The following is a 25,453-nucleotide window of genomic DNA, read 5'->3' as shown; positions in this document are numbered from 1 at the left end:
CATCTAATAAAAACGACAAATGAGATAAAAAATACAAGTCAATTCGATTTTCAAAGATTTAAACTTTCCAGAATCTCAAAAAGTTTCTCAACTTCAAAAGGCTTTGACATATGAGCTGTCATACCACTATCGCGGCATTTGTTAGCAGTTGCAGTAATCACGTCAGCTGTAAGAGCTATAATTGGAATTTCGTGTCCATTTTCTAACTGACGAATATGTTTTGTGGCTTCTAAACCATCCATCTCAGGCATCATGACATCCATCAGAATAAAATCAAATTCGTTATTCTTGAATTCTTCTATAGCTTCAATTCCATTATTGGCCGTCACAATATCATATCCAAATCGCTTTAAACTAAACTTCACAACAATTTGATTCAATTTGTTGTCTTCAACCAATAGTAATTTAAAGTTTCTATTTTCCCAGCTCATTCTTTTGTTCAGTTTAGAATAGATTCATGCAAGATAATAAATTCACCAATATAAATTATTCTTTTCCAACTTTCAATTTAGTTTGTGGGCAAATATACTCGAATTTTCAAGACTCTTTTTTTATTCAATTTTCACAAAAAATATAATCTTAGCCCATTTTGTGATTTTCCATTTATCCACCATTCTTTTCCTCTTATCAACACTTATTATATTATTATCTTTTCTTTTAATTTTTCTAAAAAATATAATGATTATAATATCCTGTTAATAATGTTGGTAATTGAAAACAGATTTTATAGGATTTTTGAGTGTTGGAAGTCTAATAACAGGCTATTAACATAGGTTGTTAATTTAGGGCTTTTGAATAATAGACTTTTATGGGTGATATTAACAATCTGTTGATAAAGTTAGTTTTTGAAAATTAAGTTTGTTTTTCCTATTAACAGATTGTTGATAAACTGTTGGAAGTTGCATTTTCAGTACTTAAAAGTAAAATTGTTTGGAAGGAAAATTTTTCTCATACAAATTGTCCTATTAGATATCCAAAGATTTATTTCGAATATTTAATAAGAAAAAATCAACAGTCTGTTAACGATATGTGAACAAAACTGTTGATTTCTTTAAAAACTGTTGTAAATATCTGCTTATTAGAATTATATGTAATCTATTGCATGAAAAATAAAAACTGTACTTAGTGTTCTCTATAAACTTTAATACTAACCATATATTGGGGTATAATTCTAATAAGGTTTATGGTGACTTATACTTGTTTTAAATAAAAAGGTTGCATTTTAGGTGACATTTTTTTTAATCTTTTTCATTATTGGAATCTCTTTTTAGGGTTTTATTATCCAATTTTATCTTCCTTTAATAAGGAGAAATATCACGACTATTGGGCATAAAAAAAGCAACTACTGTTGTAGTTGCTTTCTGTGTTTTTCAACGAAATTCTAGTGATACATTTCGGTATAAAGGAAGCGTTTTATATTTCGTTTTGGAGTTTTTTCGAACTCCTGAGGAAATAAAATAATACGAGAGACATTCATAAAGGCTGGTAAATCCTTATTCAGAATTTTTCGATCAGTTTCAAAAGCTTGTTCTATTTCTTCCCTGGTTAAGCCTTCTGCATCGCACACTTCATAATCGGGATAAACCAGAGCAATCAGTTTGTGATCTTTATCATCAGTAACAATGGATTCCTGAATAAAGGGTAAATTATTCAGACGAGATTCAATTTCTTCGGGGTAGATATTTTGCCCCGATGGGCCAAGAAGCATATTTTTAGACCGACCTTTAATGTAGATGACATTATTCTCATCAATGACACCCAAGTCGCCTGTTCTTAACCAGGTATCTTTAGTAAAAGCTTCTGATGTTGCATCCTTGTTTTTATAATAACCGGACATGACATTATCGCCTTTCACTTGAATTTCGCCAACAATATTGTATGGATCTGGTGAGTCAATTCGCACTTGCATTCTATCGACGACCTGTCCACAGGAATGGGCTTGAAAATGTGCACTTGGACTATAGCTTATAAGTGGACCACATTCGGTCATACCATAACCAACCGTAAAAGGGAATTCTATTTTTTTTAGAAAATCTTCTACCTCTTTTCCTAAAGCAGCTCCACCAATAATAACCTCAATAAATTCACCTCCGAATGTCTCGATTAATGAATTTCTAATTTTTTTATACACTTTCTTTTCTAAAAGAGGAATCTTCATCATAAGCTTCACACGTCGACTTTCCAAAGCGGGTAAAATGCGTTTTTTATAGATTTTCTCCATGATAAGCGGTACCAAACAAATCAGTCGGGGTTTAACTTCCTGAAAAGCTTTTGTGATGAGTTGAGGAGTTGGAACCCGTGAGAGAAAAATCACATGGCAACCACAACAAAATTCGGTTAGGAATTCGAACATGCAACCAAAAACGTGAGCAAGTGGTAGAAAGGATACGACTTTATCCTGGGGTCTTAAATCGATATGATCGAAACCAATTTTCACATTTGAATGCAGACATTTATAGCTTAGCATAACTCCTTTTGAAAATCCTGAAGTTCCGGATGTGTATGATAAAACAGCAATATCATCTTCCTTAGGATTGGCATAGTTTAATTCCAATTTATTCAGAGGTGTTTTTTCTGATTTCTCATTGGCAATTTTGAGTACTTTTTTCAACTTATTACAAGAAGTGCAAAGTAGACTAAAGTCGTTTAGAGAAAGAATCCCTTTTATCTTTTTAATTTTAGAATCATCAATTTTATTGAAAATATTCTCGGTGGTAAAAAGGAGTGAAGCCTCAGAATGGTTGATGATATGATGTATGTCACTTGAATTGAAATCGGGAAGAATAGGAACAATGGTTGCACCATAAGTAATCGTTGCTAAATAGGTCACTGCCCAATTGTTTAAGTTCCGACCAATTAATGCAATTTTATCCCCTTTTTTAATTCCCAATTCTTTGTATAGGATATGAAGCCATTGTATATGTTGAGCCACTTCTTTGAAACTCAGGCTATCTTTTTGGTAATTGGTAAAGGCTGGAGAATCCCAGTTATTTTGAATACTATCCTGTATCGAATGAATTAATTTATTTTGAATCATAGAATTTGTCATGTTGATGTAAACCTCTAAAGATACTATTCTGAATAAAAAATAGTAAATCAAGCTTATGCAATTTTGTGATGTGCAAACTTAATGTCATTATATCAGTGACTTAGTCGATTCCTTTTTTTAGTGATATTTATCTCTAATTTACGATTTCAACTTTTGTTACAGATCCAATATATTCTAAGCTTTTTCTTATTTAATTCCGTGTAACTAAGCTTAATTGAATGCATTTTTATATTTTTGTAGCCTTGTAATCGGTTTTTCAATAAAAATCGATTAATTAATCTCATTAAGTCATAATAAAATGGAACTAAAAAGAATCAAGATTAAAGAGCTATTGCTTTCAAAAGATTTTGGAAGTGAAGTAAATGTGAAAGGATGGGTAAGAACCAAACGTGGTAATAAGCAAATCAATTTTGTTGCTTTAAATGATGGTTCTACTATTAATAATCTTCAGATCGTTGTTGATGTTCCTAATTTTAATGAGGATTTGTTGAAGAAAATCACAACAGGAGCTGCTATTTCTGTTAATGGTAAATTGATTGAATCAACAGGTAGTGGTCAAAATGTTGAACTTGAAGCAACTGAAATTGAAGTTTTAGGAGTTGCTGATCCTGAGAAATACCCATTACAGCCTAAAAAGCACTCTTTGGAATTTCTTAGAGAAAAGGCTCATTTACGTTTTCGTACCAATACCTTTTCAGCAGTCTTTCGTATTCGTCATGCTATGGCTTTTGCTGTGCATGAGTTTTTCAATAAAAAAGGATTCTATTACATGCACACCCCACTAATTACCGGTTCTGATGCCGAGGGTGCAGGTGAAATGTTTAGAGTATCAACACTTGATCCTAAAAACCCACCTTTAAACGAGGATGGAAGTATTAATTATAAAGAAGATTTCTTTGGTAAAGAAACCAATCTAACTGTTTCAGGGCAATTAGAAGGCGAGTTAGGTGCTATGGCTCTTGGCGAGATTTACACTTTCGGACCAACTTTCCGTGCAGAGAATTCAAATACAACTCGTCACCTTGCTGAGTTTTGGATGATTGAACCAGAAATGGCTTTCTATGATCTAAAGGACAATATGGATTTGGCCGAAGAATTCCTTAAATATTTGATTAAATATGCCCTGGATAATTGCATGAGCGATCTGGAGTTCTTAAGTAAGCGTTTACAAGAAGAAGAGAAAGGGAAGAAAGCTGATGAGAAGTCGATGGAACTGATAGAGAAGTTACGTTTTGTATTAGAGAACGATTTTGTCCGTTTGACTTATACTGAGGCGATTGATATTCTACGTAATTCTAAGCCTAATAAAAAGAAGAAATTTCAGTACCTGATTGAAGGATGGGGAGCTGATCTTCAATCGGAGCATGAAAGATATTTGGTTGAGAAGAAATTTGAAAAACCAGTTATTTTAACAGACTATCCTAAGGACATTAAAGCTTTTTATATGAAGCAAAATGATGATGGAAAAACTGTAGGTGCTATGGATATTTTATTCCCTGGAATTGGTGAAATTGTGGGGGGCTCACAACGTGAGGAAGATTTAGATAAGCTTTTGACTCGTATGAAGGAAATGGATGTTCCTGCTGAAGAAATGGACTGGTATATTGATACGCGTCGTTTTGGGTCAGCCACACACTCTGGTTTCGGATTAGGATTCGAAAGAATGATGTTGTTTGTTACAGGTATGGGTAATATCCGTGACGTGATTCCTTTTCCACGTACACCTAAAAATGCTGAATTTTAATAATTAAGCTTTAATAATATCAGAAAGTCGATTCATTTTTGAATCGGCTTTTTTTGTGTCTGAAATTTTCTGTTAAAAGACTTTTTATTCAGTCATTCTGCATGTATATTTACCTTTATTTTATTCTTTTACCTATTGTGGTTTGATATTTGTATTGTTAAATCCTAAGTTAAAGTATTCTATAATCTGACTAATAGTTAAATACATATATGCTTAAGCAGAGCCTACAACAAAAATTATTACAAAAATTATCACCTCAACAAATACAGGTGATCAAACTTCTTGAGCTGCCAACTTTACAGCTTGAGGAACGGATAAAGAAAGAACTGGAAGAGAATCCGGTTTTGGATGAAGGCGGTAGTGAAGAGAACGTTCAAGAAGATTATCAGGAAGAAGAAAATGAGATAAAAGATAAAGATCAGGAAGAATTCTCTCTTGAAGATTATATTGAAGACGATGACACACCTTCATACAAATTAGCCGCTCAAAATTACTCTAAGGATGATAAGCATGAGGATATTCCTTTTTCGGGAGGAACCACTTTTCATGAGCAGTTAATTTCACAATTGGGCTTACGAATTCTATCGCCTGAAAAAGCGGCTTTGGCTGAATATCTGATAGGTAATATCGATGAGGATGGTTATTTACGTCGTGACATTGATAGTATTGTTGACGATTTAGCTTTCTCTACAGGCATACATACAACTTTTGAAGAATTGGTAGAGCTTTTGCATATTATTCAGGATTTTGATCCTGCCGGTATTGGAGCTCGTGATTTGCAGGAATGTCTCATTTTGCAAATAAAGCGTAAGGGTTCGCATAATCCTGATGTAAAGCTGGCTCATCAAATTCTGAAGAAATATTTTGATGAATTCACACGCAAGCATTACGACAAAATACAGAAGCGTTTAAATTTGAGTGACGAAGATTTTAAGTGTGCTGTGGACGAAATACTCAAACTTAATCCAAAGCCAGGAGGAGCTTTTGTAAACCCTATGTCAAAACCATCTCCAACTATTATCCCTGATTTTATTCTTGAAGAAGAGGATGGTGAATTGAATCTAAGTCTTAATTCACGCAATGTTCCTGATTTGCATATCAGTCGTTCTTATGTGGATATGATTGAAGATTACTCCAAGAATAAGGACAATCAATCAAGGGAGCAGAAAGATGCTGTGATGTTTGTTAAGCAGAAGCTTGATTCTGCTAAATGGTTTATTGATGCCATTCGTCAGCGTCAGAACACTTTGATGCTGAGTATGAAGGCTATTATTGATTTTCAAAGGGATTATTTTATCGAAGGGGATGAAAAGAAATTGAAACCCATGATCCTGAAGGATATCTCGGAGTTAACCTCTTTGGATATTTCGACTATTTCCCGTGTTTCCAATTCCAAATACATACAAACTCATTTTGGTATTTTTCCCTTAAAATATTTTTTCTCCGAAGGCCTTCAGACCGATACCGGGGAAGAGGTTTCAACCCGAGAAATTAAGAATATATTAAAGGAGTGTGTCGATAACGAAGACAAGAAAAAGCCATTAACAGATGATAAATTAGCAGCCATACTAAAAGAAAAATCATATATGATTGCCCGAAGAACTGTGGCCAAATATCGCGAACAACTTAATATTCCAGTGGCTCGACTAAGAAAAGAACTCTAAACTCAATCTTTGAACATGAATCTATCCAGAATTATATCGGGGCTTGCCCATCCTATGCTTATGCCCTTATATGCCCTATATTTAATTTTTCATTCTCACACCTTTCTCGATTTTACACCCTTTACTCTGGTTAAGGCAATTTATCTGATTGTGTTTATTACGACTGTACTTTTGCCAATAAGTTGTTTGCCTTTGCTCAAATCTTATTCTCTGATCAGTAGTTATGATTTAAGTGAACGAAAAGATCGAATGATTCCTTTGGCTCTGGCAGTTTTATCTTATTCCTTAGGATTTTATTTATTATCAAAATTACCGGGGAGTAATATTTTTGCACGCTTACAGCTTGCAGGAATCTTTAGTTTAGTGCTTCTGTTGATCACGTCCTATTGGTGGAAGATCAGCTTGCATATGGCCGGAATAGGTGGTCTGTGTGCGCTAATTTTTACGTTTTCTGTTCGATTTTCAACTTCGCTAAGAGCCATGTTTATGATGAGTCTTTTTGCTGCCGGTCTGTTGGCTTATTCTCGTTTGAAATTAGATCGACATACTTCAACCCAAATCTATGTGGGGTTTATTCTAGGATTTGCGGTTGTCTTTTTGACATTCATTTATAAATAAAGGAGATTTTTACCAGGTAATTTGAAAATAAAAAAAAGAGCTCAATCGAGCTCTTTTTTAATTTTTAAGAATCCATAAATCGGGTTTATGATTCAGTTTCTTTAATCTTTTCAACTCCTTAACAGCTATTTTTTTATCTGCGAAAGATTGTATGATAACTCTATAGCGTCCGTTGGTTTCAATAATTCTACAGGGATATCCCTTTTTATAGAGTTGTTGACTCAAATTTAAAGCTGTATTCTTTTTTTTACTACTTCCGCCTACAATATGGTAATTGAACAGTGCTCTGTTTTCGAGTATATGAGAGAGCGAAAAATTTGTTGATAAATGTTGACTCTCAGTTGACGGGGCTTTAGGGATTTCTCTATTTGCCGTAAGCTCAATCGTATTTGTCTTATCTAGCCGGGTTAGTTTTTTTTCACCACAAGCTGATAGGATTAATACAAGGATTATTAAGCTGTATTCAAACGACTTCATAGATCTAAATATAGTTAATGCTTTATATGCAACCAAACGTTTTCTTGCCCCTGTGTTGATCGAGCGATTTTTAGTTCCTTAAATGCTTTGGAACGATCAGAAAAGCCCTTGTAGGAAACACGGTAAAATTGATTTTTAGAAAGAATAATTTGTGAATCGTAGCCTTCTTTCTGAAGTTTAGCTTGTAACCTTTCGGCATAGGCTTTATTCTTAAAACTGGCTGAGATTAAAAAATACTTATTAATCGCTTTTTTAACAACTTCTTTGGGAACGACCTTTTTGACAGCTTCCTTTTTGACAGTTTTTACGATTTTTTTACTCGCCTTTGGGTTCTTCAAGGTTTTCTTTTCGTCCTTGCAGGCACTCATTCCAATAGTCAAACTAAGGAATGCAATAAATAGTATCTTAAATCTTGTTTTCATATGGATGCAAATTTAATATAATGCAAATCAAATTACTAACAAATATAACAGATTTAGGTAAACCTCAAACGTATAATAATCTTTATTTAACATGAGTATAAGTGATTTTATACAGATTCTGATTATTTTTGGATACCGATTGTCGGTAACAATTTCTTATATATAAGATATTCAATTTATGCTATCGTTAAGCATTTGTTGAATGTTAATATAAAATCGATTTTTAAAAAATTAATAATATACGAATGAAAAGAATTGCATTAGTTGCGCATAATCAGAAGAAAAGTGAGATGTTGGCTTGGGTAAAGCGCCACCTTGATGAATTGAAAAAACACAAATTAATTGGAACATCTAACACGTCAAAATTATTAAATTCAGTTTTAGACCTCGAGGTTGAGGGGTTCGGGCATGGTCCAAACGGAGGCGATATCTTGTTAGCGGCACAGATTCTTGAAGGAAAAGTTGATGAAGTTATTTTCTTGATCGATGCTGAAACACCACATGGACACGAGCATGATATTCAAACCTTAATTCGAACAGCTGTATTAAATAATGTACCTATAGCCTTGAATTTGGCAACAGCTGACTTTCTTGTTAAGCTCAATAAATCTGAAATTGAGAAGAATAAAGAATAATTTTACTGATGTACTTTATAGGCTCACATTTCTTTATAGGAATGTGAGTTTTTTTTTGTTTATTGGTAATTATTTTTTTTGAATACACGACTAACCCCAGCCTTTAGATATGAATGATAAATTCAAATTCGAATTTGATTCAGAAACATCAATTCTTTATAAAAATTACTACGGCTTGATCACAGTAGAAGACATTATATCCTCATGGGAGCAAGCCATCAATAATAAATTAATCCCCAATCATGTAAAAGGTTTTATTTTAGATTTTCGAAAGTCTACTTTCGATTTTGAGGTGAGCAGATACATTGAAATATCTAATTTTTATAAAAAGTATCTTCATGTTTTTGGAGGATCTAAAATTGCGCTAATTACCGTAGATCCTAAAGATCTTGTTATCCCTGTGTTATTTCAAGCAAAGGAAGATGGTTACAAATCAAAACCTTTTAGCACATTAGAAGCCGCTAGAGATTGGATTTTAGCTTAAAAATAAATTTTAGAAGAGCTATCTTTGTTAATTTAAAATTGCTTATAATCAGTGTTATAAGACGCGTTTTAAAAGTGTTAACTTTAAATTAACACAAAGGTAAACTTGAGGCAACACCTGTTTTTTGGTCCGTATGTAGTTTTGTTGTGAACTTACATACGAAAAAACATGGATAATTTTTATTTGATTATTGTTGTTGTGCTTTTTGCACTTGCAATCTCCGACCTTATTGTTGGGGTGAGTAATGATGCTGTAAATTTTTTGAATTCAGCATTTGGATCTAAAGCCGCTCCACGTTGGGCTATTCTTATAATTGCCAGTTTGGGTATTCTTGTTGGTGCAACGTTTTCCAGTGGAATGATGGAAGTTGCTCGTAAGGGTATCTTTCATCCTGATCAGTTTTATTTTGCTGAAATCATGATCATTTTTGTGGCCGTGATGTTAACAGATATTATTCTGCTTGATTTCTACAACACGGTTGGTCTGCCAACTTCTACAACAGTTTCTATTGTATTTGAATTGCTTGGAGCTGCAGTAGCCGTTGCTTTGGTTAAAATCATGAATTCTGACCAAACGCTTTTGGATTTGGGTAACTATATCAATTCGGCAAAAGCTCTCGCCATAATAACGGGTATTCTCCTGAGTGTCGTAGTTGCTTTCTCAGCAGGAGCTTTGGTGCAATACATTACTCGAATTATTTTTACACATAAATACGACAAGCGTTTTAAATATTTTGGAGCCATTTTCGGTGGTTTTGCTATTACTGCTATCACTTACTTTATCTTAATTAAAGGGGCTAAGGGTTCTTCATTTATATCAAAAGAAGCTCTTGTTTGGATAAAGTCAAATACGTTTACAATTATAGCGTCTTGTTTTGTTGGTTGGACAATTGTCCTGCAGTTATTGGTTTGGTTTATTCGCTTAAATATACTTAAGGTTATTGTACTGGTTGGAACTTTTGCATTGGCTATGGCTTTTGCTGGTAACGACTTGGTTAACTTTATTGGTGTACCTCTAGCAGGTTTCAAATCATTTCAAGCTTATATTGCAAATGGTGCTGGCGATCCATATAGTTTAACTATGGAGGTTCTTACAGGAAAAGTGCAAACTGAAACCTATCTGCTTTTGATTGCTGGTATTGTGATGACACTTACGCTTTGGTTTTCAAAGAAAGCTCGTACGGTTACCGAAACTGAGTTAAGCTTGAGTAATCAGAATGAAGGCGATGAAAGATTTGGTTCTTCTTATTTTGGACGAATCATCGTACGTCGTTCTTTAGCTGCAAATAACCGTTTAAAAAGTATTTTACCTGATAGAATTCAAAGAAGTATTAATAAGAGTTTTGTTCATCCTGGCGCTGTTGCCGGTATTGATAAGAAAGATATCCCTTCTTTTGATATGATTCGTGCTTCGGTTAATCTTACTGTAGCGAGTATCCTTATTGCACTTGGTACATCATTGAAACTTCCACTGTCAACAACTTATGTGACTTTTATGGTTGCTATGGGTACCTCTTTGGCAGATAGAGCTTGGGGTAGAGATTCAGCTGTTTATAGAATTACGGGTGTTATCACGGTAATTGGAGGTTGGTTCTTTACTGCATTTTGTGCTTTCTCGGCGGCCTTTATATTTGCTAATTTAATTAATTGGTTTGGTGGGTATGCCATTGTATTTTTACTTGGTCTGGCTTTATTCTTTGTAGTGCGTTCTCATAGAATTCATAAGCGTAAATCTGATATGCTAGTAAATGAAGATGATGACTCCTTAATTATCAAAGGTGATGCTGCTGAGCAGTGCACACATGCTGTTTCTACTTTGACTGCTAAGATACCTGGTATCTTTGGAAAGATGATTACGGGTTTAGCTTATGAGGACAGAGCTAATTTGAAGGAATGTTCTAAGAAAGTGAATAAGTTGAATTCTGAAGTTAAGAAAATCAAAAATCAGGTTCCTGATATGGTCAAAATACTTCGTGAAGACAGCGTTTATTCAGGACCTTTCTATGTACAGTTGATCGATTATCTTCGTGAAATGGCCCACGCAACGAGTTTTATTGTTGAACCCGTTTATGAGTATATCGACAACAATCATAAAGCCTTTCAAGCTGAACAAATTGAGGAATTAAATATTATTCAAGCGAAATTGTCTGAGTTCTTTACTCACATTAATACCATAATTAATGATAGGAACTACATGAATGAAAATATTGATTCGGTTCTCGAAGAGCAGGAAGTTCTTCTTAAATCAATTAAGAAATTCAGAAAAGAACAAATAAAGAGAATCAAGGCTGAGAAAGTTGGAACACGTAATTCTGTCTTATTCCTGGGTATATTGAATGAAACTAAGAACTTGATTCTTTATGCTGGAAATCTGCTTAAATCGGCTCGTGATTTTGCGACTTCGAATGAAGACGAGGATCTTGAATAATTACAAGTAAAAGTTCAAATAATAATATAGATTAGGAGCTGTTCATACTAATGAACAGCTCTTTTTTTAAGAGTTACTATTGGGAACGAGTATTTTAAACAGTTTATTCATTCCTATACTTGCTTTCTCTTTTATAAACGTACGATTTCCGTAAGATGACATATTCACGTCATTGGGATCTATGACATATATAGGGCAATTTGAGGGGGTATAATCAATTAATCCAGCTGCAGGGTATACATTCATAGATGTACCAACAATAATGAGTATATCTGCCTTAGAAACAATTTTTATTGCATCTGACATGGCTGGAACAGCCTCTCCAAACCAAACGATATGGGGGCGAAGTCGTGATCCTTTTTCGCATTTGCTTTCTGTTGTGAGCTCCCAACCATCCAGTTCATAGATTAAATTTGGATCGGCTGTACTTCTGGCTTTCTTTAATTCCCCATGGAGATGAAGTACTTTTGAACTACCCGCTCGCTCATGTAAATCATCCACATTCTGTGTAATGATTTCAACATCGAAATACCTTTCAAGTTCTTGTAATATCAGATGTCCTTGATTGGGTTTGCTTTTTAGAAGTTGTTTGCGTCTTTCGTTATAGAATCTTGTCACCAGCTCTGGATTTCTCTCCCAAGCCTGTGGGCTAGCAACTTCCATCACATCATATTCTTCCCACAAGCCTCCCATTTCACGAAAGGTTCTTAAACCACTTTCAGCGCTAATTCCCGCACCGGAAAGCACAACAATTTTTTTCTTGGTATGCATATTCTCTTAATTTAATCTCATTCAGAAATTAAAGGTAAGAAAATCAGTTTATAAAAATTAGGATGTAGAAGTTTGCAGTTCAGGAATTGAACTGAATAGTAAAGTGAGAAAAAAAGTGGAAAATTGTAGATTACCCTACAAAACTATTTCTGTTTTGGATCCCCGTGTTGGTTTCCATTTCTTCAAGTTCTTCTTTTTTGAAGGAAGTTGGTACACTTAGGAAGAAGGTTGAACCTTGTCCTAATTCAGACTCTAGTTTTAAAGAGCCACGCATCAATTTCATATATCTTGAGCATAAGCTTAAGCCTATACCAGCACCGGATTGCTTACGTGTATATGAGTTATCAACTTGGTTGAATCTATTGAATATGGATTCTTGTTGTTCTTGACTAATACCCACGCCAGTGTCTTTCACAGAGATTTTAATCTCCTGATCATCTTGTAAGGTACAAGAAAGTTCAATCTTTCCGGATTGAGTAAAATTAATGGCATTATCTAGAAGGTAGCTGATTGATTTCTCAAGCTTTTCGCCATCAATAATAATATTGGGATTGTGACAATCGATTTGATAATCAATTGTAATGTCTTTATCCAGAATTTTAATCTTGTCTTCATAGATTGTATATAACCTGATGATGACAGCTTCCAGATCGGTTTCAGATTCATGTAATTTCATGATTCCGGAATCCAATTGGGATAAATCGATAATTCGATTGAGTAAATCGAGAAGTGAACGACTGCTAATATTTAGAATAGAAGCAAATTCATTTCTTTCTTCATTAGTTAATGATTCGTCGCGAAGGATATCCGATGCTCCTATAATAGCATTCATGGGCGTGCGTATTTCGTGTGAAATATTCGCAAGGAAAGCGTTCTTTAATTCTTCTGCTCCCTCTGCTCTTCGTAATGCCTCTGCCAACTGTTCTTCAAGTTCGCAGTAAGTCGGACGTTTCTCCATGCAGGAATCTTTTCTAATGTTTATTTAATTGTGAGAGTATCGTGGTTGATCGAAATAACCTCCAGAAATATAGAGTAGATTATTAAACTATACACTCTTCAGCCATATCTTTTGTTGTAAGTTCGTTTGCACCACCTTTAACTTCTAATAGTTCTGTTGAATTAAGAATTTCAAAGTTTTTCATAGTTGTAAGTTTTGGAAAAATAATAAAAAAATTAAACTATACACTCTTCAGCCATATCTTTTGTTGTAAGCTCGTTTGCACCACCTTTTACTTCTAATAATTGAGCCGCGTTAAGAATTTCAAAATTTTTCATGGTTATTTAAATTATAAAGTGAATATTGCTTTCTGTTTACACCCCTTTATTCCCTTTTTGGGTAAAAAGTAACCCGGAAAGTGAAAGTTTTTTTTCAAAAGCATATAAAATCGATATGTTTTGAATAATTTTAAAGGGTGTATCATTCATCTATTCAGCCTGTTAAAATTTCTTTTCTATTGTGAAAAAAAATCAAGAAATATTTCGATATCTGTTGCTTGCCTCATGCTTTTTGATGTGTTTGGCGTCAAATTTTTATACAGAAGCATCAAATCCTTCTCAAGTTTTTCAGTCTAAAACAAGCATTTCTGCCGATTCGTCTTTACTGATCCTGTTTAATAAGGCTGTAAATGAATTACGATCTCGCAATAACAAGGGAGCAGAAAGCTATTTTAAACAAGTAGAAGAAAATATAGATGAGTCTCAATTGAAGAATTTTAATCTTTTATATAGATACAAGGTTAATTATGGAGCTACATTAGTCAGATTGGGAAAGTTTAAGGATGCTTTGATTTATTTTAACTCCGCTGAAATTATTTGTAAGAAATATTTTGGGGAATCATCAGGGAAATTGGCTCCAGTCTATGTAAATATGGGAAATATTTACCTGTATACTAAAGATAATTTAAAAGCACAGAAATTTTATGAGGCGGCACTCTTTATTATTGAAAAAAATCCTGAAGCTACACGTTGGAGGGATCGAGTAATTAGTAATCTTGGATTGGTTTCAAAGAATAATAAGGACTACACCAATGCGCTCAAATATTTATTGGAAGGGCTTAAGATTAAGAAGGAAAGGCATGTTAAAGATCTTTCTTTAAATCTTGGTAATATTGGGAATTGTTATAGAGAATTAGGTTATGTCAAAGAGGCTGATCGCTATTTGAGATGGAGCATAGAGGAATCTATAAAAATTAATGGGGAAGGGAATTCAGATTTGGCTAGTTTTTATTTGAATTATGCTATTTTTCATTCTTCTAGGGGAAACAATAAATTGTCTAAGGCCTATCTAAACAAATCGTATGATATTTATTTGGCTAAATTCGGACTGAAGCATCCGGATACGGCGCATTGTTTGAAAAATTTTGGAACGGTTTATTTCAAGGAAGAGAATTATCTAAAGGCTTTGGAATTTTATCAAAAAGCTTTAGTGTCGAGTACCTATGATTTCCATGGGGGAGGCTTTGATGAAAACCCCAATATTGAGCAGGTTGACGGGCAGTTGACGACCCTTGAAATACTTTCAGACAAAGCTTCAACTTTACATAAAATCCACAAAACAACGAATCAGATTAAATACTTGAAGGCATCTCTGATGACTTACGACTTATGTGTTAATGTTATTGACCAGATTCGTATCGCTTATCAAGATGAGGAGTCTAAATTGGCGCTGAGTGCTAATGAAAATGAAACTTTCTCTTTGGCTATTGAAGTCGCAGCAACTCTGTTTGAACTGACGGGTAACCCAATGTATAAAGAGATTGCTTTTAAATATTCAGAACGTGTCAAAGCTTCGAGTTTGCGAAATTATTTAAACGATGTTGATGCAAAAACCTTTGGAGGTATTCCTCTTGATTTGCAGAATTTAGAGCGTCAGTTAAAGCAAGATATTGCTGATTATCGTGAAAAGATATACCAGGAAAGAAAACAACTTAAGCCTGTTGCGGATTCTATTTCAAATTGGCGTCATACACTATTCGAGTTAAATGCTGAGTATGAACAAATGGTTAAGCGTTTTGAGACTGAACATCCTGACTACTACGCCCTGAAATATGATAATGCGAGTATTTCTGTAAATGAGCTACAAAAAGAGCTTAAAGAAGAGGAAGTTTTGATGGAATATGCTCTTTCTGATTCAACCTTATATTCCTTTGTTTTAGGCTGTGACTTTTTCGAAATGAAGAGAACAACTCTAAGGAAAGGTGAATTGGAGGCTAATATTCAGAATATTCGGAACAGTCTAAAAACAAATGATTTTTCTGACAATAGTATGAAATATTATCAGGATTATATTTCTTCGGCTCATAAGCTTTACCAATTGATGATAGAGCCTTACGAAGCGGTGATTGAGAAAAAGCATTTAATCATTATTCCTGAAGGTAAATTGGCCTATGTGCCCTTTGGGGTTTTATTAAAAGAGAAAGGTGATCCCGAGAGTATAAGTTACCGTAATTTGGATTATTTAATAAGGCACAATCCGATCAGTTATCAAAATTCGGCAACGATTGCTTACAAGCATTCAGCAAAGGAATTTTCATCTTCTGCATCTAAAAAGCTCTTAGCTTTTGCGCCTTCGTATGATAATGTAAGTGACACCATTTTGGTAACCAGACAAGTTCATAATAACAAACTTTATCCTTTGCCTGGTGCTAAGATAGAAGTAGAAAATATTTCGAAAATATTCACGGGAGAAACCTATCTGGACGAGTTTGCTTCTGAAACGAATTTTAAGGCGAAAGCAGAGAGTTTTGACATATTACATTTGGCAATGCATACGATTCTGGATGACGAAAATCCGATGTACTCAAAATTGGTTTTCAGTCAAACAGGAGACAGTTTGAATGATGGCCTATTAAATACTCATGAGATTTATAATATGAATCTCAAGGCAAGAATGGTTGTACTGAGTGCTTGTAATTCGGGAGATGGAAAATTTCTGAAAGGAGAAGGTGTTATGAGTTTAGCGCGTGGTTTCTTTTATTCCGGTTGTCCAAGTTTAATCATGACACTTTGGACAGTTGAGGACTTATCAGGTTCTACTTTGATGTCTTCATTCTACAAATATTTAGCTCAAAGCTTTCCTAAGGATGTTGCCTTGCAGCAGGCTAAATTGGATTATCTGGAATCTGCTGATGCTTTGAAATCACACCCCTATTTTTGGTCAGGTTATGTTGCCATTGGTGATACCCAAACCTTGTTTAGATTTAGTATGATTCATAAGATTTTGATGTTCCTTGGAGGTGTCCTTTTGTTCGGAGGTTTGTATTTTATTTGGCAACGCTCCGTGTCTAAAAAGATCAAGGATGAAACTCTAAACTAATTAGAAAGATTGTGATGGTTTAATGTCTCCAATTAGAACTATAATCTACTTTTATTCCACAGACGAACTAGGTTTTGACTCTGAAATACCCTTCATTTCGTTTAAGAAACTATTTATACAAAAAGAAAGGATTGTTCTTTTAAAGAACAATCCTTGTATATAACGATAGTATGATGAAACGATTTATTCTAGTTTATTAAGTATTTCTTTAGCCTTGGTTCGATAGAAACTATTTCCTTCGGCAATAGCTCGATAGGTTTCAATAGCTTTTTCTCTTTTGTTAGTCATTAGGTAGCAAATTCCTAAATACCACTCAGACTGCTCTATAAACAGGTTGTTTTTATGATCTAACACCCGCAGAAAATTCTTATTAGCCTTAAGGTATTCTTGAACTTGGATATTAGAAATACCCGAATAGAAATTACTGGTTAAGTTCGTACTGTCTTTTTCCAGAATTGTTTGAAACAAAGATAAAGCTGTACGGTAGTTTTTGGCCTCGTACGATTTAAGAGCCTGATCCAGTATTCGATCAGCTTCATTCGTATCCGTTCCGGAACGTGTATTGATCACAATACCGTACGGTTTGTAGTAATTCATGAAAATTTCCTCATTGGAGTAGGTTTTATTGCCCAACATGTAATAGACACTCGCCATTCCAATGAAAAGAATCATAGAGGCTGCTGCTATTCTCCATTTTCCATGGAATTTAGCCTTGCGTTTTTCTTCAGTAGTTGCAGGAATATCGATGGCCTCGAGCTTACTTCTCAACTCCATGACATCGTCTTCCATTATAGCTTCGTTTATCTCGTTATGAAGATTTAGTTCCATCTCCAGGTCAAGATCATCCATTAGATCTTTTTCAAAATCTAAGATTTCGTTTTCGTTTAGCTGACCGTCTAGGTAATTCTCTATACGATCAAAATCTTTTTCGTTCATCATACTTCGGTAAATTGATTATCGTTTTTAATATTCGTTATAAGTGTTTGCTTGCACTTATACTTCCTAGATTTTACGTAATCTTCTCCGGCAAAGCCCATTCTTTTTGCAATTTCTTTTGCAGAAACTTTCTCAAGATACAGTTTCATGATCTCTTGACAATCAGGAGGTAATTGTTTAAAATGCTTCTGATACAGGCGGTACTTTTCAGTTTGTTCGTAAGACTTACTTACATCGTCAACCTGTTGATCGAGTACAACGTCTGATTTGATAATGTCAAGATTATCATTTCTTTTCTCAAGTTTTTTTAGCCACAATAGGCGGCATACAGAGTAGATATACGTTCGAAAATTACAAGTCAACACAATCGGTGACTTTTTCATTTTTCGATAGATTACAATAATAGCCTCCTGAAAAAGATCGCGTGCGTCCTCACTGGTTCCACTATTGTTTTCAACGAATCTGCAAGTATCAGGAAAGAACTTGCGATAGATGTAATTTAGTACATCATTATTGCTTGTTCCAATTCCTTCCAGAATTGCTTCTGTTGTGTAATCCATGTTATCTACCCCTTTATTCCTTTTTTTTGCAAAAAGTAACCCAATGAAATGAAAAAAAAATAACAATTAATTAATCAGGTCTTTTATCACACTTACTGCCAGTTATTTACAAATTAATGAAAAGATGTCTCTTTTTCAATAATTTATACATAATTTCATTAAAACATTAACTTATATCAAGGGTAATGAATATGTGACGAAGTTGCTTAAAATACTGATGAATTCTTGCTTTATTTGTGTGAATGTAAATATATGTAAAAAATAAACAGGTTCTGATATATATTCTATGGCTTTTTCATATTGACATAAATATATTAGTTTCAGTCTTGGTTTTTACGTGTTTATTTCGGCTAATATCAATGGTTTCATTGAAATATGATCTATTTATGGGGTAGACAGATTTGATAAGGATTTAAATAAATTCTATTTACATATTCGTTTAGATTTGTAAATAAAAAAAAGGAAATTTTCATTTGAAAATTTCCTTTTTATTTCTCGGTGTGGGCGATATAGGATTCGAACCTATGACCCCTTGGGTGTAAACCAAGTGCTCTGAACCAACTGAGCTAATCGCCCGAGAAGACTGTGTGTATGTTATACAATTGTGGGCGATATAGGATTCGAACCTATGACCCCTTGGGTGTAAACCAAGTGCTCTGAACCAACTGAGCTAATCGCCCTTTCCCTTAATTGCGATGCAAATATAGGCGGGAAATATTTTATACGCAAGCCCTAATTGAAAAAAAAATAAAAAAAGATCTGTGCAGCCCTTTGTTTTTGCTGAAAATCTCTACTTTTAGGACTCATAAAAAATTGATTACATGGACAATAATTTAGAAAGCGACTGGAACAAACTTTTATATAAAATTTCTGAAGATTTTAATGTGAATGCAGATTTAAATGGCACTTTGCTGCTAATTGGCATACAAGAGCGCGAAGAAGGCTTCAAAGAATTTTATTCAAAAGACGATAAAATGGCACATATTAATTTAGCGACTTGCCGTTTGTTGATGAAATGGAACTATTATTCGATTGAGGGGTATGATGAAAATAAGTGGCCAATTTTCAAAAAAAATAAAATGATACCTCCTTTTTCTAAGGAAAAAGAAGAATTACTTTTGAAATCCTCAATCGTCGAATATTTTAAAGAGAACGGTTATCTTGAGAATTAATTTTGAATTCTAACCTAAATAAACACGAAATATAAAGCTATGAACAAACTTATCACTCTTAGTTTAATTATTCTTTTAGCCGGAGCTTACTCTTGCAAGACGCCTGTCAAGCTTGGTAAGAAAGATCGCATCGTTCAGATCGACACGGAATATGGTGCTGTTAAAATCAAGTTATATGATGAAACACCTTTACATCGCGACAATTTTATTAAGTTGGCTCACAAAGGTTTTTTCGATGGAACCCTTTTTCACAGAGTGATTGATGGTTTTATGATTCAGGGTGGCGATCCCGATTCTAAAGGGGCAAAACCTGGCGTTATGCTTGGTGAAGGAGGACCTGGTTATGATATACCTGCTGAATTCAACCCGAATTTGTTTCATAAGAAAGGTGTAATAGCAGCAGCTCGTGAAGGTGATCGTGTGAACCCAAAAATGATGTCTTCGGGTTCTCAGTTTTATATTGCTCAGGGGAAAGTTTATGAACCGGAAGCTTTGGAGGCTCTTGTAGTCAGTATTAACAAAAAACGTGCGAACGCAATTTTTGAGAATCAAAGAGCCCAGTATAAAGATGAATTAACCAAGCTTCAAACAGGGGGTGAGTTCGATTTGTTCAATGATAAAATGGAGGAGATGAAACACAAAATTGACTCCCTTTCTAAAGTTCAGACTCTTGTTTTAACCGATGCTATGAGAGAGGCTTACACAACAGTAGGGGGTATTCCTCATTTGGATCAGGCTTATACCGTTTTTGGAGAGGTGATTGAAGGTCTCGATATTATCGATAAGATTGCGGCAGAAGAAACGGATGATAATGATCGTCCACTTAAGGATATTAAGATGAAAATTACGATTATTCAATAACTGGATTTAATTTATAACTCTTAAAAGCTTCGAATCATCGGAGCTTTTTTGTTTTTTTGAATTGACAAAGCTAATTTTCGACATGAAACAGACTAAGCGATTTCTATTTCTCACATTTTTGTTGTTGTTATTTTTTTCATCAACTAAGCTATTTTCTCAGTATAATAGCTCCAATTCAATTATACTGATCGAAACCAATTTAGGTGATATTAAATTGATGCTTTACAAGGAAACGCCTAAGCATCGTAAGAATTTTTTGCAGCTTATCGAAAATAAACATTTCGATGGGACGCTATTCTATCGGGTTATCAAAGGTTTTGTTTTGCAGGGAGGTTCACAGGATTCAAGAGGAGCTGCACCTGGTCGACAAATTGGTTATGGCAGTTCGAACAGAACGATTGAATCTGAATTTCTCCCACAATATTTCCATAAAAAGGGGGCATTAGCTGCAGCACGTCAGCCCGATAAGGTGAATGTCTTCAAGGAATCGGATGTTTCACAATTTTATATTGCGCAAGGAAGAGTTTATACGATGGAAGAATTAACCGCTATGGAGAAGGCTGTAAACAAACCCTTGAGAAATCAAATTGTAAAGCGCTATCTGACACCCCAAAAACGTGAGTTGCTCGATTCGTTGAAAAAAAATAAAAAAGTTAAGGAGTTTAGAGAGGTTGCGAATAAAATTAAGACAAACATCAGTTTCGATTTTCAAAGCTCTCCCGATAAATTAATTTTTACTGAAGCACAGAAAAAGGCATACACAACGGTAGGAGGTGTTCCGCATCTGGACAAGAACTACACTGTTTTTGGTGAAGTCATTTCGGGTTTTGATGTGATTGATAAAATTGCCAGTCTTAAAACAGATAAGCATGACAGACCCTATCAGGATGTGAAAATGAAAGTTCGTATTTTAAAATATTAAAGCTGGTTTTTCTTTTGCAGTGAGGTAATCATGATTATCACAAAGATCTCCTTTAAGACTTGTATGTGCACTCTATTAATATTCAACAATCTTTTGTAACTTCGCCGCCCTATTTAGTTGACTAAACAATACAATGATGGTAGGTAAGATAAATGAATTATTAGAGGAATTAAGAGCTTTTACAGCGACTAATCTCGACGAAGTAGAGCAATTCAGAATTAAGCATCTGAGTAAAAAAGGAACAATTGCGGCTCTTTTTGGTGATTTTAAGAATGTGCCTAATGAAGAGAAAAAAGCTGTTGGACAACTTCTAAATGAGTTGAAAACAACTGCACTTGATAAGGTAAACGAATTGAAAGATAGTTTTACCAACTCCGATTTTGATAAATCAGGTCTTGATTTAAGTCTTCCAGCTGATTCAATAAAGCTTGGATCTCGTCATCCATTGTCATTGGTTAAGAATGAAATTATTGAGATTTTTGCTCGTTTAGGTTTCACCATTTCTGAAGGTCCGGAAATTGAAGATGACTGGCATAATTTCTCAGCTCTGAATTTCCCTGAGGAGCATCCGGCGCGTGATATGCAGGACACATTCTTTATCGAGAAAAATCCTGATATCTTATTGCGTACCCATACATCATCGGTTCAGGCTCATGATATGTCGGAAATGGAATTGCCAATTCGTTGTTTAACCCCTGGTCGTGTTTTCCGTAACGAGGCTATTTCAGCCAGAGCACACTGTATCTTCCATCAAATTGAGTGTTTGTACATCGATGAAAATGTTTCTTTTGCTGATTTGAAACAAACACTAAGCTATTTTGCTAAAGAATTCTTTGGTGAAAAAACGGAAATCCGTTTACGTCCGTCTTATTTCCCATTTACAGAACCATCGGCTGAGGTTGATGTAACCTGTTCGCTTTGTGGAGGTGATGGCTGTAATGTATGTAAAGGAACCGGCTGGCTTGAAATTTTAGGTTGTGGTATGGTGGATCCAAATGTATTGGATCTGAATGGCATTGACAGTAAGAAATACACTGGTTTTGCTCTAGGTATGGGAATTGAGCGAATTACCATGTTGAAATATGGTATTAAAGATCTTCGTTTGTTTTTTGAAAATGATATCCGTTTCCTTGAGCAATTTTCTGCTGCAGGATTCTAGATTGGATTAATCCTATTATATAGATCCCGAGGGCTTTTATGCTTTCGGGATTTTTTTTTAAGTAAAGTTTTTGATCTTGTGTTTCTCAAACTATAATTGCTATATTTATCTGCCCATTTAGGAGGTGAAATTATAGTCTAAAATAATCTTTCACATTCGAAACGCGTATATAAAAATGGGCTTTTTTGATGTGTTGAAAATTTAGTTTTTTAGATTTTAATAGCTTTGAAAATGAACCAGAATCAAACTTTTCCCAATTGTGATCAATTAGCTGAATGTTTTGCTAAAACGTTTAAACATTTAAATAGCGATCAGATGAATCTTCTTTTCTGGGAAGAAGAATGTGAATTGTTAAAAAGAGGAAAGGTCATATACGCTGAAGGCGATTCCGCACGAGGGTGTTACTTTGTTTATTCAGGTGTATTAAAAGTCTTTAAAACGGGGCTTGAAGGAAAGGAGCAAATTATTCGATTTGCTAAGCCTGGTGATATTATTGGTTTCCGATCTGCCCTTAGTCAAGAGCCTGCCTGCACTTCGTCAAAAGTGATTGAAGATGCCATTGTATGTTTTATCCCTAGCGATACTTTAACCAAGTTGATCCAGCAGAATCCTGAATTCTCACTGGAGTTGATTAAGATGACTTGTAAAGAACTTGGAGAGGCCAATAGTTATATCACTGACATTGCTCAGAAATCAGTTCGTGAGCGTCTGGCAGAGGTTTTAATGCAGCTTATGGAAACCTTTGGCTTAGCCCAGGATAATACGCTTCAAATTTCACTAACTCGCGAAGAATTGGCCAATATGGTTGGCACTGCTACCGAATCAGTCATCCGTTTACTTTCAGAATTTAAAAACGATGGTTTAATTGAGATTAAAGGACGAAAAATTAAGATTGTTGATGTTCGTTCGCTTAAAAGAGTTGGCGGGGTTTATTAATTAGTTTGCATGATATCAGATTGAGGTTTTTAATTTGATAAAATATACCAAGGCACTGTTCGTTTATTCGGATGGTGTTTTTTTTACATCCAAATCTGACTGGTTTATAAACGAGATCTAAATAAACCTGTCAGGTTTTATTATGATATACTATGTTAAAAAATGTTATCTATATTTCGATTCTACTACAAAAATAGTAGATTTGATTTTGTTAACCCATTTTCCCATTACCCAATTCATTATCATGAAGAAAATTCTAAACTTAATCATCCTGGTAACTTTTGTTCAAGTTACGAGTTTTGCCCAGACTACAGAATTAATAACGCTTTGGCAAAAAAAAGATTGGACTACCTTAATCACAGCCTCAAACCAGCAGATCGAAGCCAATAATAGTAACTATCAAGCCTATTATTGGAAACAATATGCTCTGCTTGAGCAAGGAAAGTATACAGAGGCCACAGAAGTTTTGAAAACAGCTTTTGAATGTTGTGAAAACAAGCTGGAAATCCGATCCGAATTGGCAAACCTCTATTTTCAGCAAGGTATGTATTTGCAAGCAAAAACCGAGTTGGATATCTTACTTAAAGAACAAAGACCTGATTTCAGAACGTTCGAACAAAGAGTTCAGATTCATGAGTTTTCAAAGGAGCGTATTGCCGCCATCAATTTGCTTCATCGCGCAAAAAACAATGATGCTTCACATGCCTTTTATTGGATACATTTGGGCGATAATTATAGTCAATTGGGTGAGCTTGATGAAGCAATAAAATATTATGAATCAGCTTTGGCAATCAACCCGCTTGATTATCAAACCAGCAGTAAACTTGCACGTGTTTATTTGAATGTAGACCCCGATGCTGCCTTGGATATTTGTGAAGGTGTTTTAGAAAAAGATTCGACTAATATTCGGTTTATTCAAATTGCAGCATCAGCGTATATTAAGCTCGATAAAGAGAAAGAAGCGCTTGAAAACTACAAGATGGCTTTAAGTTTAGGAGATTCAACTCTTAATACCATTCGCAATGCGGGTATACTTTTTCAAAAATCGCAAAAAAACGATTTGGCATTAAAACTTTTAAATAAATCTTATCAGGTTGATAGCACCGATGTTAAAGTGGTGTTTTATTTAGCGATGGCCGAGACTCAGCTTCTGAATGCAGACAAGGGTTTAGCCTTGTTTGATCAATCTTTGAATCTACTTAAACCTGATTCTTCAGTTTTCTCTATTATCCATAAGGAAAAGGCCGTCATTTATAATGAGAAGGGGAATCATAAACAAGCTCTTGAAAATTATCTTATTGCTCATCAATTTAACCCAAAGAAGAAATTCTACTTGTATTTGATTGCGGAACAATACGATGCTTTGAATAAAAAGAAAGAAGCTCTAAAATATTATCAGCAAGTGATTGATGGCATTGATGAGAAGAAAGGCCTTGATTTATTAACAGCTTCTATTCGTGACTTTTCTACATCGAGAATTTCAAAACTCAAAGAAGATATTTTTATGGAGCAATAATTTTCGAATGGATAATCAAACCAAGAAGCATCATCTTGATAAGGTGGTGCTTTTTTGCTATATGCTCTATAGTATGTTAAGTTGTGATATTTATCAGTATTATAAAACATGCTTTGTTGAATCGCATTTTTATTTAATATAAATTAAATATTAAAACACTACAATACTTGTCTTGCTCTTGTTGCTATTCATTTATTTGAAACGCCTGTTTTTACTAGTCTTCTTGTGGTGGATGTCGTTTTTATCCTGACAAAGTGCTATTTATTGTATGTAAATTTAATGGGGGGGATTTTGATTCTTATTTTAATTATCATACATTCGTTTCCGATTTAATATAATCAACATTTATGTGTGATGAATTAAGCTTTTGGTTGTGCACAATAAATTAATTATTCCAATAGTTTATTTGTAACATATAAATAAAAAGCCACCCCGGAAAAACAGATGTAAATCCATTCTCAAACCGGATGCGGCCTGGTAGCAGAGCTACTCTTAGTCGAAGGCAAAGCTACTAAATTGAGATAACCTGTACAATTGGCAATTGGGTGGGGAATGGAGCTATGCCAACTTATTATTTTATTATGAAAAAAGAGAACAAGTTAGAATTAGGAAAGAAATCGATCGCAAATTTAAGTAAACCTGAAATGTTAAATACTAAGGGGGGATGGTATGCAACTTATACAGCTGTTTGTGCAGCCATGCAGACAAAAAAAGTGACTGATAAAAAGTAAGCATGAAAACATAATGAGGCTGTTTGAATAGAACAGCCTTATTTTTTATGATGT

At 34.4% G+C, this 25,453-nt stretch carries 22 protein-coding genes and 2 tRNA genes; 14 read left to right on the top strand and 10 right to left on the bottom strand.

The features are described from left to right. Window positions 1–50: 50 nt before the first annotated feature. Window positions 51–431 (bottom strand): response regulator, encoded by a 381-nt coding sequence (locus EV201_RS10880; RefSeq protein ID WP_130307588.1) that lies wholly within the window; start codon window positions 429–431, stop codon window positions 51–53. Window positions 432–1,381: 950 nt separating this feature from the next. Next, a complete protein-coding gene (locus tag EV201_RS10875) occupies window positions 1,382–3,037 on the bottom strand; it encodes an AMP-binding protein (protein WP_130307587.1) in 1,656 nt (551 codons plus the stop codon). Between the two features lie 310 nt (window positions 3,038–3,347). Between EV201_RS10875 and asnS the strand changes: the two genes are divergently transcribed. From asnS to EV201_RS10860, 3 genes are all read left to right on the top strand, one after another. Further along, window positions 3,348–4,793, top strand: a complete 1,446-nt coding sequence (asnS, locus tag EV201_RS10870) for an asparagine--tRNA ligase (RefSeq protein WP_130307586.1) — start codon at window positions 3,348–3,350, stop codon at window positions 4,791–4,793. Window positions 4,794–5,002: 209 nt separating this feature from the next. After that, on the top strand, window positions 5,003–6,457 hold the full coding sequence (rpoN, locus tag EV201_RS10865; RefSeq protein WP_130307585.1) for an RNA polymerase factor sigma-54: 1,455 nt from the start codon (window positions 5,003–5,005) through the stop codon (window positions 6,455–6,457). Between the two features lie 15 nt (window positions 6,458–6,472). Beyond that, window positions 6,473–7,075 (top strand): hypothetical protein, encoded by a 603-nt coding sequence (locus EV201_RS10860; protein ID WP_130307584.1) that lies wholly within the window; start codon window positions 6,473–6,475, stop codon window positions 7,073–7,075. Between the two features lie 57 nt (window positions 7,076–7,132). On the opposite strand, the gene EV201_RS10855 is transcribed toward EV201_RS10860, so the two are convergent. After that, window positions 7,133–7,552, bottom strand: a complete 420-nt coding sequence (locus EV201_RS10855) for an SPOR domain-containing protein (RefSeq protein WP_130307583.1) — start codon at window positions 7,550–7,552, stop codon at window positions 7,133–7,135. A gap of 14 nt (window positions 7,553–7,566) precedes the next feature. Further along, window positions 7,567–7,974 (bottom strand): SPOR domain-containing protein, encoded by a 408-nt coding sequence (locus EV201_RS10850; RefSeq protein ID WP_130307582.1) that lies wholly within the window; start codon window positions 7,972–7,974, stop codon window positions 7,567–7,569. 245 nt (window positions 7,975–8,219) lie between these two features. Here EV201_RS10850 and EV201_RS10845 point away from each other — a divergent pair, with 245 nt between their 5' ends. The 3 genes from EV201_RS10845 (at window position 8,220) to EV201_RS10835 (ending at window position 11,520) form a co-directional block, all read left to right on the top strand. Next, window positions 8,220–8,609, top strand: coding sequence for a methylglyoxal synthase (locus EV201_RS10845; protein WP_130307581.1), 390 nt, complete (start codon window positions 8,220–8,222; stop codon window positions 8,607–8,609). Window positions 8,610–8,718: 109 nt separating this feature from the next. Further along, window positions 8,719–9,093, top strand: coding sequence for a hypothetical protein (locus tag EV201_RS10840; RefSeq protein ID WP_130307580.1), 375 nt, complete (start codon window positions 8,719–8,721; stop codon window positions 9,091–9,093). A 168-nt stretch (window positions 9,094–9,261) separates the two neighbouring features. Continuing rightward, entirely contained in the window at window positions 9,262–11,520 is a 2,259-nt protein-coding gene (locus tag EV201_RS10835) for an inorganic phosphate transporter (protein ID WP_130307579.1), read from the top strand. Window positions 11,521–11,586: 66 nt separating this feature from the next. Here EV201_RS10835 and EV201_RS10830 read toward each other — a convergent pair whose 3' ends face one another. Beyond that, window positions 11,587–12,291, bottom strand: a complete 705-nt coding sequence (locus EV201_RS10830) for an SIR2 family NAD-dependent protein deacylase (protein ID WP_130307578.1) — start codon at window positions 12,289–12,291, stop codon at window positions 11,587–11,589. Between the two features lie 130 nt (window positions 12,292–12,421). Beyond that, a complete protein-coding gene (locus EV201_RS10825; RefSeq protein WP_130307577.1) occupies window positions 12,422–13,249 on the bottom strand; it encodes a sensor histidine kinase in 828 nt (275 codons plus the stop codon). A gap of 498 nt (window positions 13,250–13,747) precedes the next feature. Between EV201_RS10825 and EV201_RS10820 the strand changes: the two genes are divergently transcribed. Then, window positions 13,748–16,606 carry a CHAT domain-containing protein gene (locus tag EV201_RS10820; protein ID WP_130307576.1) on the top strand — a complete coding sequence of 953 codons (2,859 nt, stop codon included), beginning with the start codon at window positions 13,748–13,750 and terminating at the stop codon, window positions 16,604–16,606. A gap of 183 nt (window positions 16,607–16,789) precedes the next feature. On the opposite strand, the gene EV201_RS10815 is transcribed toward EV201_RS10820, so the two are convergent. From EV201_RS10815 to EV201_RS10800, 4 genes are all read right to left on the bottom strand, one after another. Then, window positions 16,790–17,545 carry a tetratricopeptide repeat protein gene (locus EV201_RS10815; RefSeq protein WP_130307575.1) on the bottom strand — a complete coding sequence of 252 codons (756 nt, stop codon included), beginning with the start codon at window positions 17,543–17,545 and terminating at the stop codon, window positions 16,790–16,792. After that, window positions 17,542–18,102 (bottom strand): RNA polymerase sigma factor, encoded by a 561-nt coding sequence (locus EV201_RS10810; RefSeq protein ID WP_130307574.1) that lies wholly within the window; start codon window positions 18,100–18,102, stop codon window positions 17,542–17,544. Before EV201_RS10810 ends, EV201_RS10815 begins: the two co-directional genes overlap by 4 nt. A gap of 501 nt (window positions 18,103–18,603) precedes the next feature. Next, window positions 18,604–18,678 (bottom strand) — tRNA-Val (locus EV201_RS10805). Between the two features lie 29 nt (window positions 18,679–18,707). Further along, window positions 18,708–18,782 (bottom strand) — tRNA-Val (locus EV201_RS10800). A gap of 141 nt (window positions 18,783–18,923) precedes the next feature. On the opposite strand from EV201_RS10800, the gene EV201_RS10795 reads away from it, so the two are divergent. From EV201_RS10795 to EV201_RS16380, 7 genes are all read left to right on the top strand, one after another. Further along, complete coding sequence (locus EV201_RS10795) at window positions 18,924–19,274, top strand: hypothetical protein (protein WP_130307573.1); 351 nt, start codon at window positions 18,924–18,926, stop codon at window positions 19,272–19,274. A gap of 39 nt (window positions 19,275–19,313) precedes the next feature. After that, the gene (locus EV201_RS10790; protein ID WP_130307572.1) at window positions 19,314–20,135 is read left to right on the top strand and encodes a peptidylprolyl isomerase; all 822 of its coding nucleotides are present in this window, start codon (window positions 19,314–19,316) and stop codon (window positions 20,133–20,135) included. Window positions 20,136–20,217: 82 nt separating this feature from the next. After that, the gene (locus EV201_RS10785; RefSeq protein WP_130307571.1) at window positions 20,218–21,057 is read left to right on the top strand and encodes a peptidylprolyl isomerase; all 840 of its coding nucleotides are present in this window, start codon (window positions 20,218–20,220) and stop codon (window positions 21,055–21,057) included. 136 nt (window positions 21,058–21,193) lie between these two features. Beyond that, entirely contained in the window at window positions 21,194–22,216 is a 1,023-nt protein-coding gene (gene pheS / locus EV201_RS10780) for a phenylalanine--tRNA ligase subunit alpha (RefSeq protein ID WP_130307570.1), read from the top strand. Between the two features lie 231 nt (window positions 22,217–22,447). Next, on the top strand, window positions 22,448–23,152 hold the full coding sequence (locus EV201_RS10775; protein ID WP_130307569.1) for a Crp/Fnr family transcriptional regulator: 705 nt from the start codon (window positions 22,448–22,450) through the stop codon (window positions 23,150–23,152). A gap of 244 nt (window positions 23,153–23,396) precedes the next feature. Beyond that, window positions 23,397–24,668 (top strand): tetratricopeptide repeat protein, encoded by a 1,272-nt coding sequence (locus EV201_RS10770; RefSeq protein ID WP_165389632.1) that lies wholly within the window; start codon window positions 23,397–23,399, stop codon window positions 24,666–24,668. 581 nt (window positions 24,669–25,249) lie between these two features. Then, window positions 25,250–25,399 (top strand): hypothetical protein, encoded by a 150-nt coding sequence (locus EV201_RS16380; RefSeq protein ID WP_165389631.1) that lies wholly within the window; start codon window positions 25,250–25,252, stop codon window positions 25,397–25,399. Window positions 25,400–25,453 lie beyond the last annotated feature (54 nt).

It is taken from the genome of Ancylomarina subtilis (assembly GCF_004217115.1).
Lineage (GTDB): Bacteria > Bacteroidota > Bacteroidia > Bacteroidales > Marinifilaceae > Ancylomarina > Ancylomarina subtilis.
This window is presented reverse-complemented; position numbering and strand designations above follow the sequence as displayed.

What these genes read in the sequence shown, in the direction of transcription:
- EV201_RS10880 (WP_130307588.1), bottom strand. Translation starts at nt 431, where the DNA reads ATGAGCTGGGAAAATAGAAACTTTAAATTACTATTGGTTGAAGACAAC.
- EV201_RS10875 (WP_130307587.1), bottom strand. Translation starts at nt 3,037, where the DNA reads ATGATTCAAAATAAATTAATTCATTCGATACAGGATAGTATTCAAAAT.
- asnS (WP_130307586.1), top strand. Translation starts at nt 3,348, where the DNA reads ATGGAACTAAAAAGAATCAAGATTAAAGAGCTATTGCTTTCAAAAGAT.
- rpoN (WP_130307585.1), top strand. Translation starts at nt 5,003, where the DNA reads ATGCTTAAGCAGAGCCTACAACAAAAATTATTACAAAAATTATCACCT.
- EV201_RS10860 (WP_130307584.1), top strand. Translation starts at nt 6,473, where the DNA reads ATGAATCTATCCAGAATTATATCGGGGCTTGCCCATCCTATGCTTATG.
- EV201_RS10855 (WP_130307583.1), bottom strand. Translation starts at nt 7,552, where the DNA reads ATGAAGTCGTTTGAATACAGCTTAATAATCCTTGTATTAATCCTATCA.
- EV201_RS10850 (WP_130307582.1), bottom strand. Translation starts at nt 7,974, where the DNA reads ATGAAAACAAGATTTAAGATACTATTTATTGCATTCCTTAGTTTGACT.
- EV201_RS10845 (WP_130307581.1), top strand. Translation starts at nt 8,220, where the DNA reads ATGAAAAGAATTGCATTAGTTGCGCATAATCAGAAGAAAAGTGAGATG.
- EV201_RS10840 (WP_130307580.1), top strand. Translation starts at nt 8,719, where the DNA reads ATGAATGATAAATTCAAATTCGAATTTGATTCAGAAACATCAATTCTT.
- EV201_RS10835 (WP_130307579.1), top strand. Translation starts at nt 9,262, where the DNA reads ATGGATAATTTTTATTTGATTATTGTTGTTGTGCTTTTTGCACTTGCA.
- EV201_RS10830 (WP_130307578.1), bottom strand. Translation starts at nt 12,291, where the DNA reads ATGCATACCAAGAAAAAAATTGTTGTGCTTTCCGGTGCGGGAATTAGC.
- EV201_RS10825 (WP_130307577.1), bottom strand. Translation starts at nt 13,249, where the DNA reads ATGGAGAAACGTCCGACTTACTGCGAACTTGAAGAACAGTTGGCAGAG.
- EV201_RS10815 (WP_130307575.1), bottom strand. Translation starts at nt 17,545, where the DNA reads ATGATGAACGAAAAAGATTTTGATCGTATAGAGAATTACCTAGACGGT.
- EV201_RS10810 (WP_130307574.1), bottom strand. Translation starts at nt 18,102, where the DNA reads ATGGATTACACAACAGAAGCAATTCTGGAAGGAATTGGAACAAGCAAT.
- EV201_RS10795 (WP_130307573.1), top strand. Translation starts at nt 18,924, where the DNA reads ATGGACAATAATTTAGAAAGCGACTGGAACAAACTTTTATATAAAATT.
- EV201_RS10790 (WP_130307572.1), top strand. Translation starts at nt 19,314, where the DNA reads ATGAACAAACTTATCACTCTTAGTTTAATTATTCTTTTAGCCGGAGCT.
- EV201_RS10785 (WP_130307571.1), top strand. Translation starts at nt 20,218, where the DNA reads ATGAAACAGACTAAGCGATTTCTATTTCTCACATTTTTGTTGTTGTTA.
- pheS (WP_130307570.1), top strand. Translation starts at nt 21,194, where the DNA reads ATGGTAGGTAAGATAAATGAATTATTAGAGGAATTAAGAGCTTTTACA.
- EV201_RS10775 (WP_130307569.1), top strand. Translation starts at nt 22,448, where the DNA reads ATGAACCAGAATCAAACTTTTCCCAATTGTGATCAATTAGCTGAATGT.
- EV201_RS10770 (WP_165389632.1), top strand. Translation starts at nt 23,397, where the DNA reads ATGAAGAAAATTCTAAACTTAATCATCCTGGTAACTTTTGTTCAAGTT.
- EV201_RS16380 (WP_165389631.1), top strand. Translation starts at nt 25,250, where the DNA reads ATGAAAAAAGAGAACAAGTTAGAATTAGGAAAGAAATCGATCGCAAAT.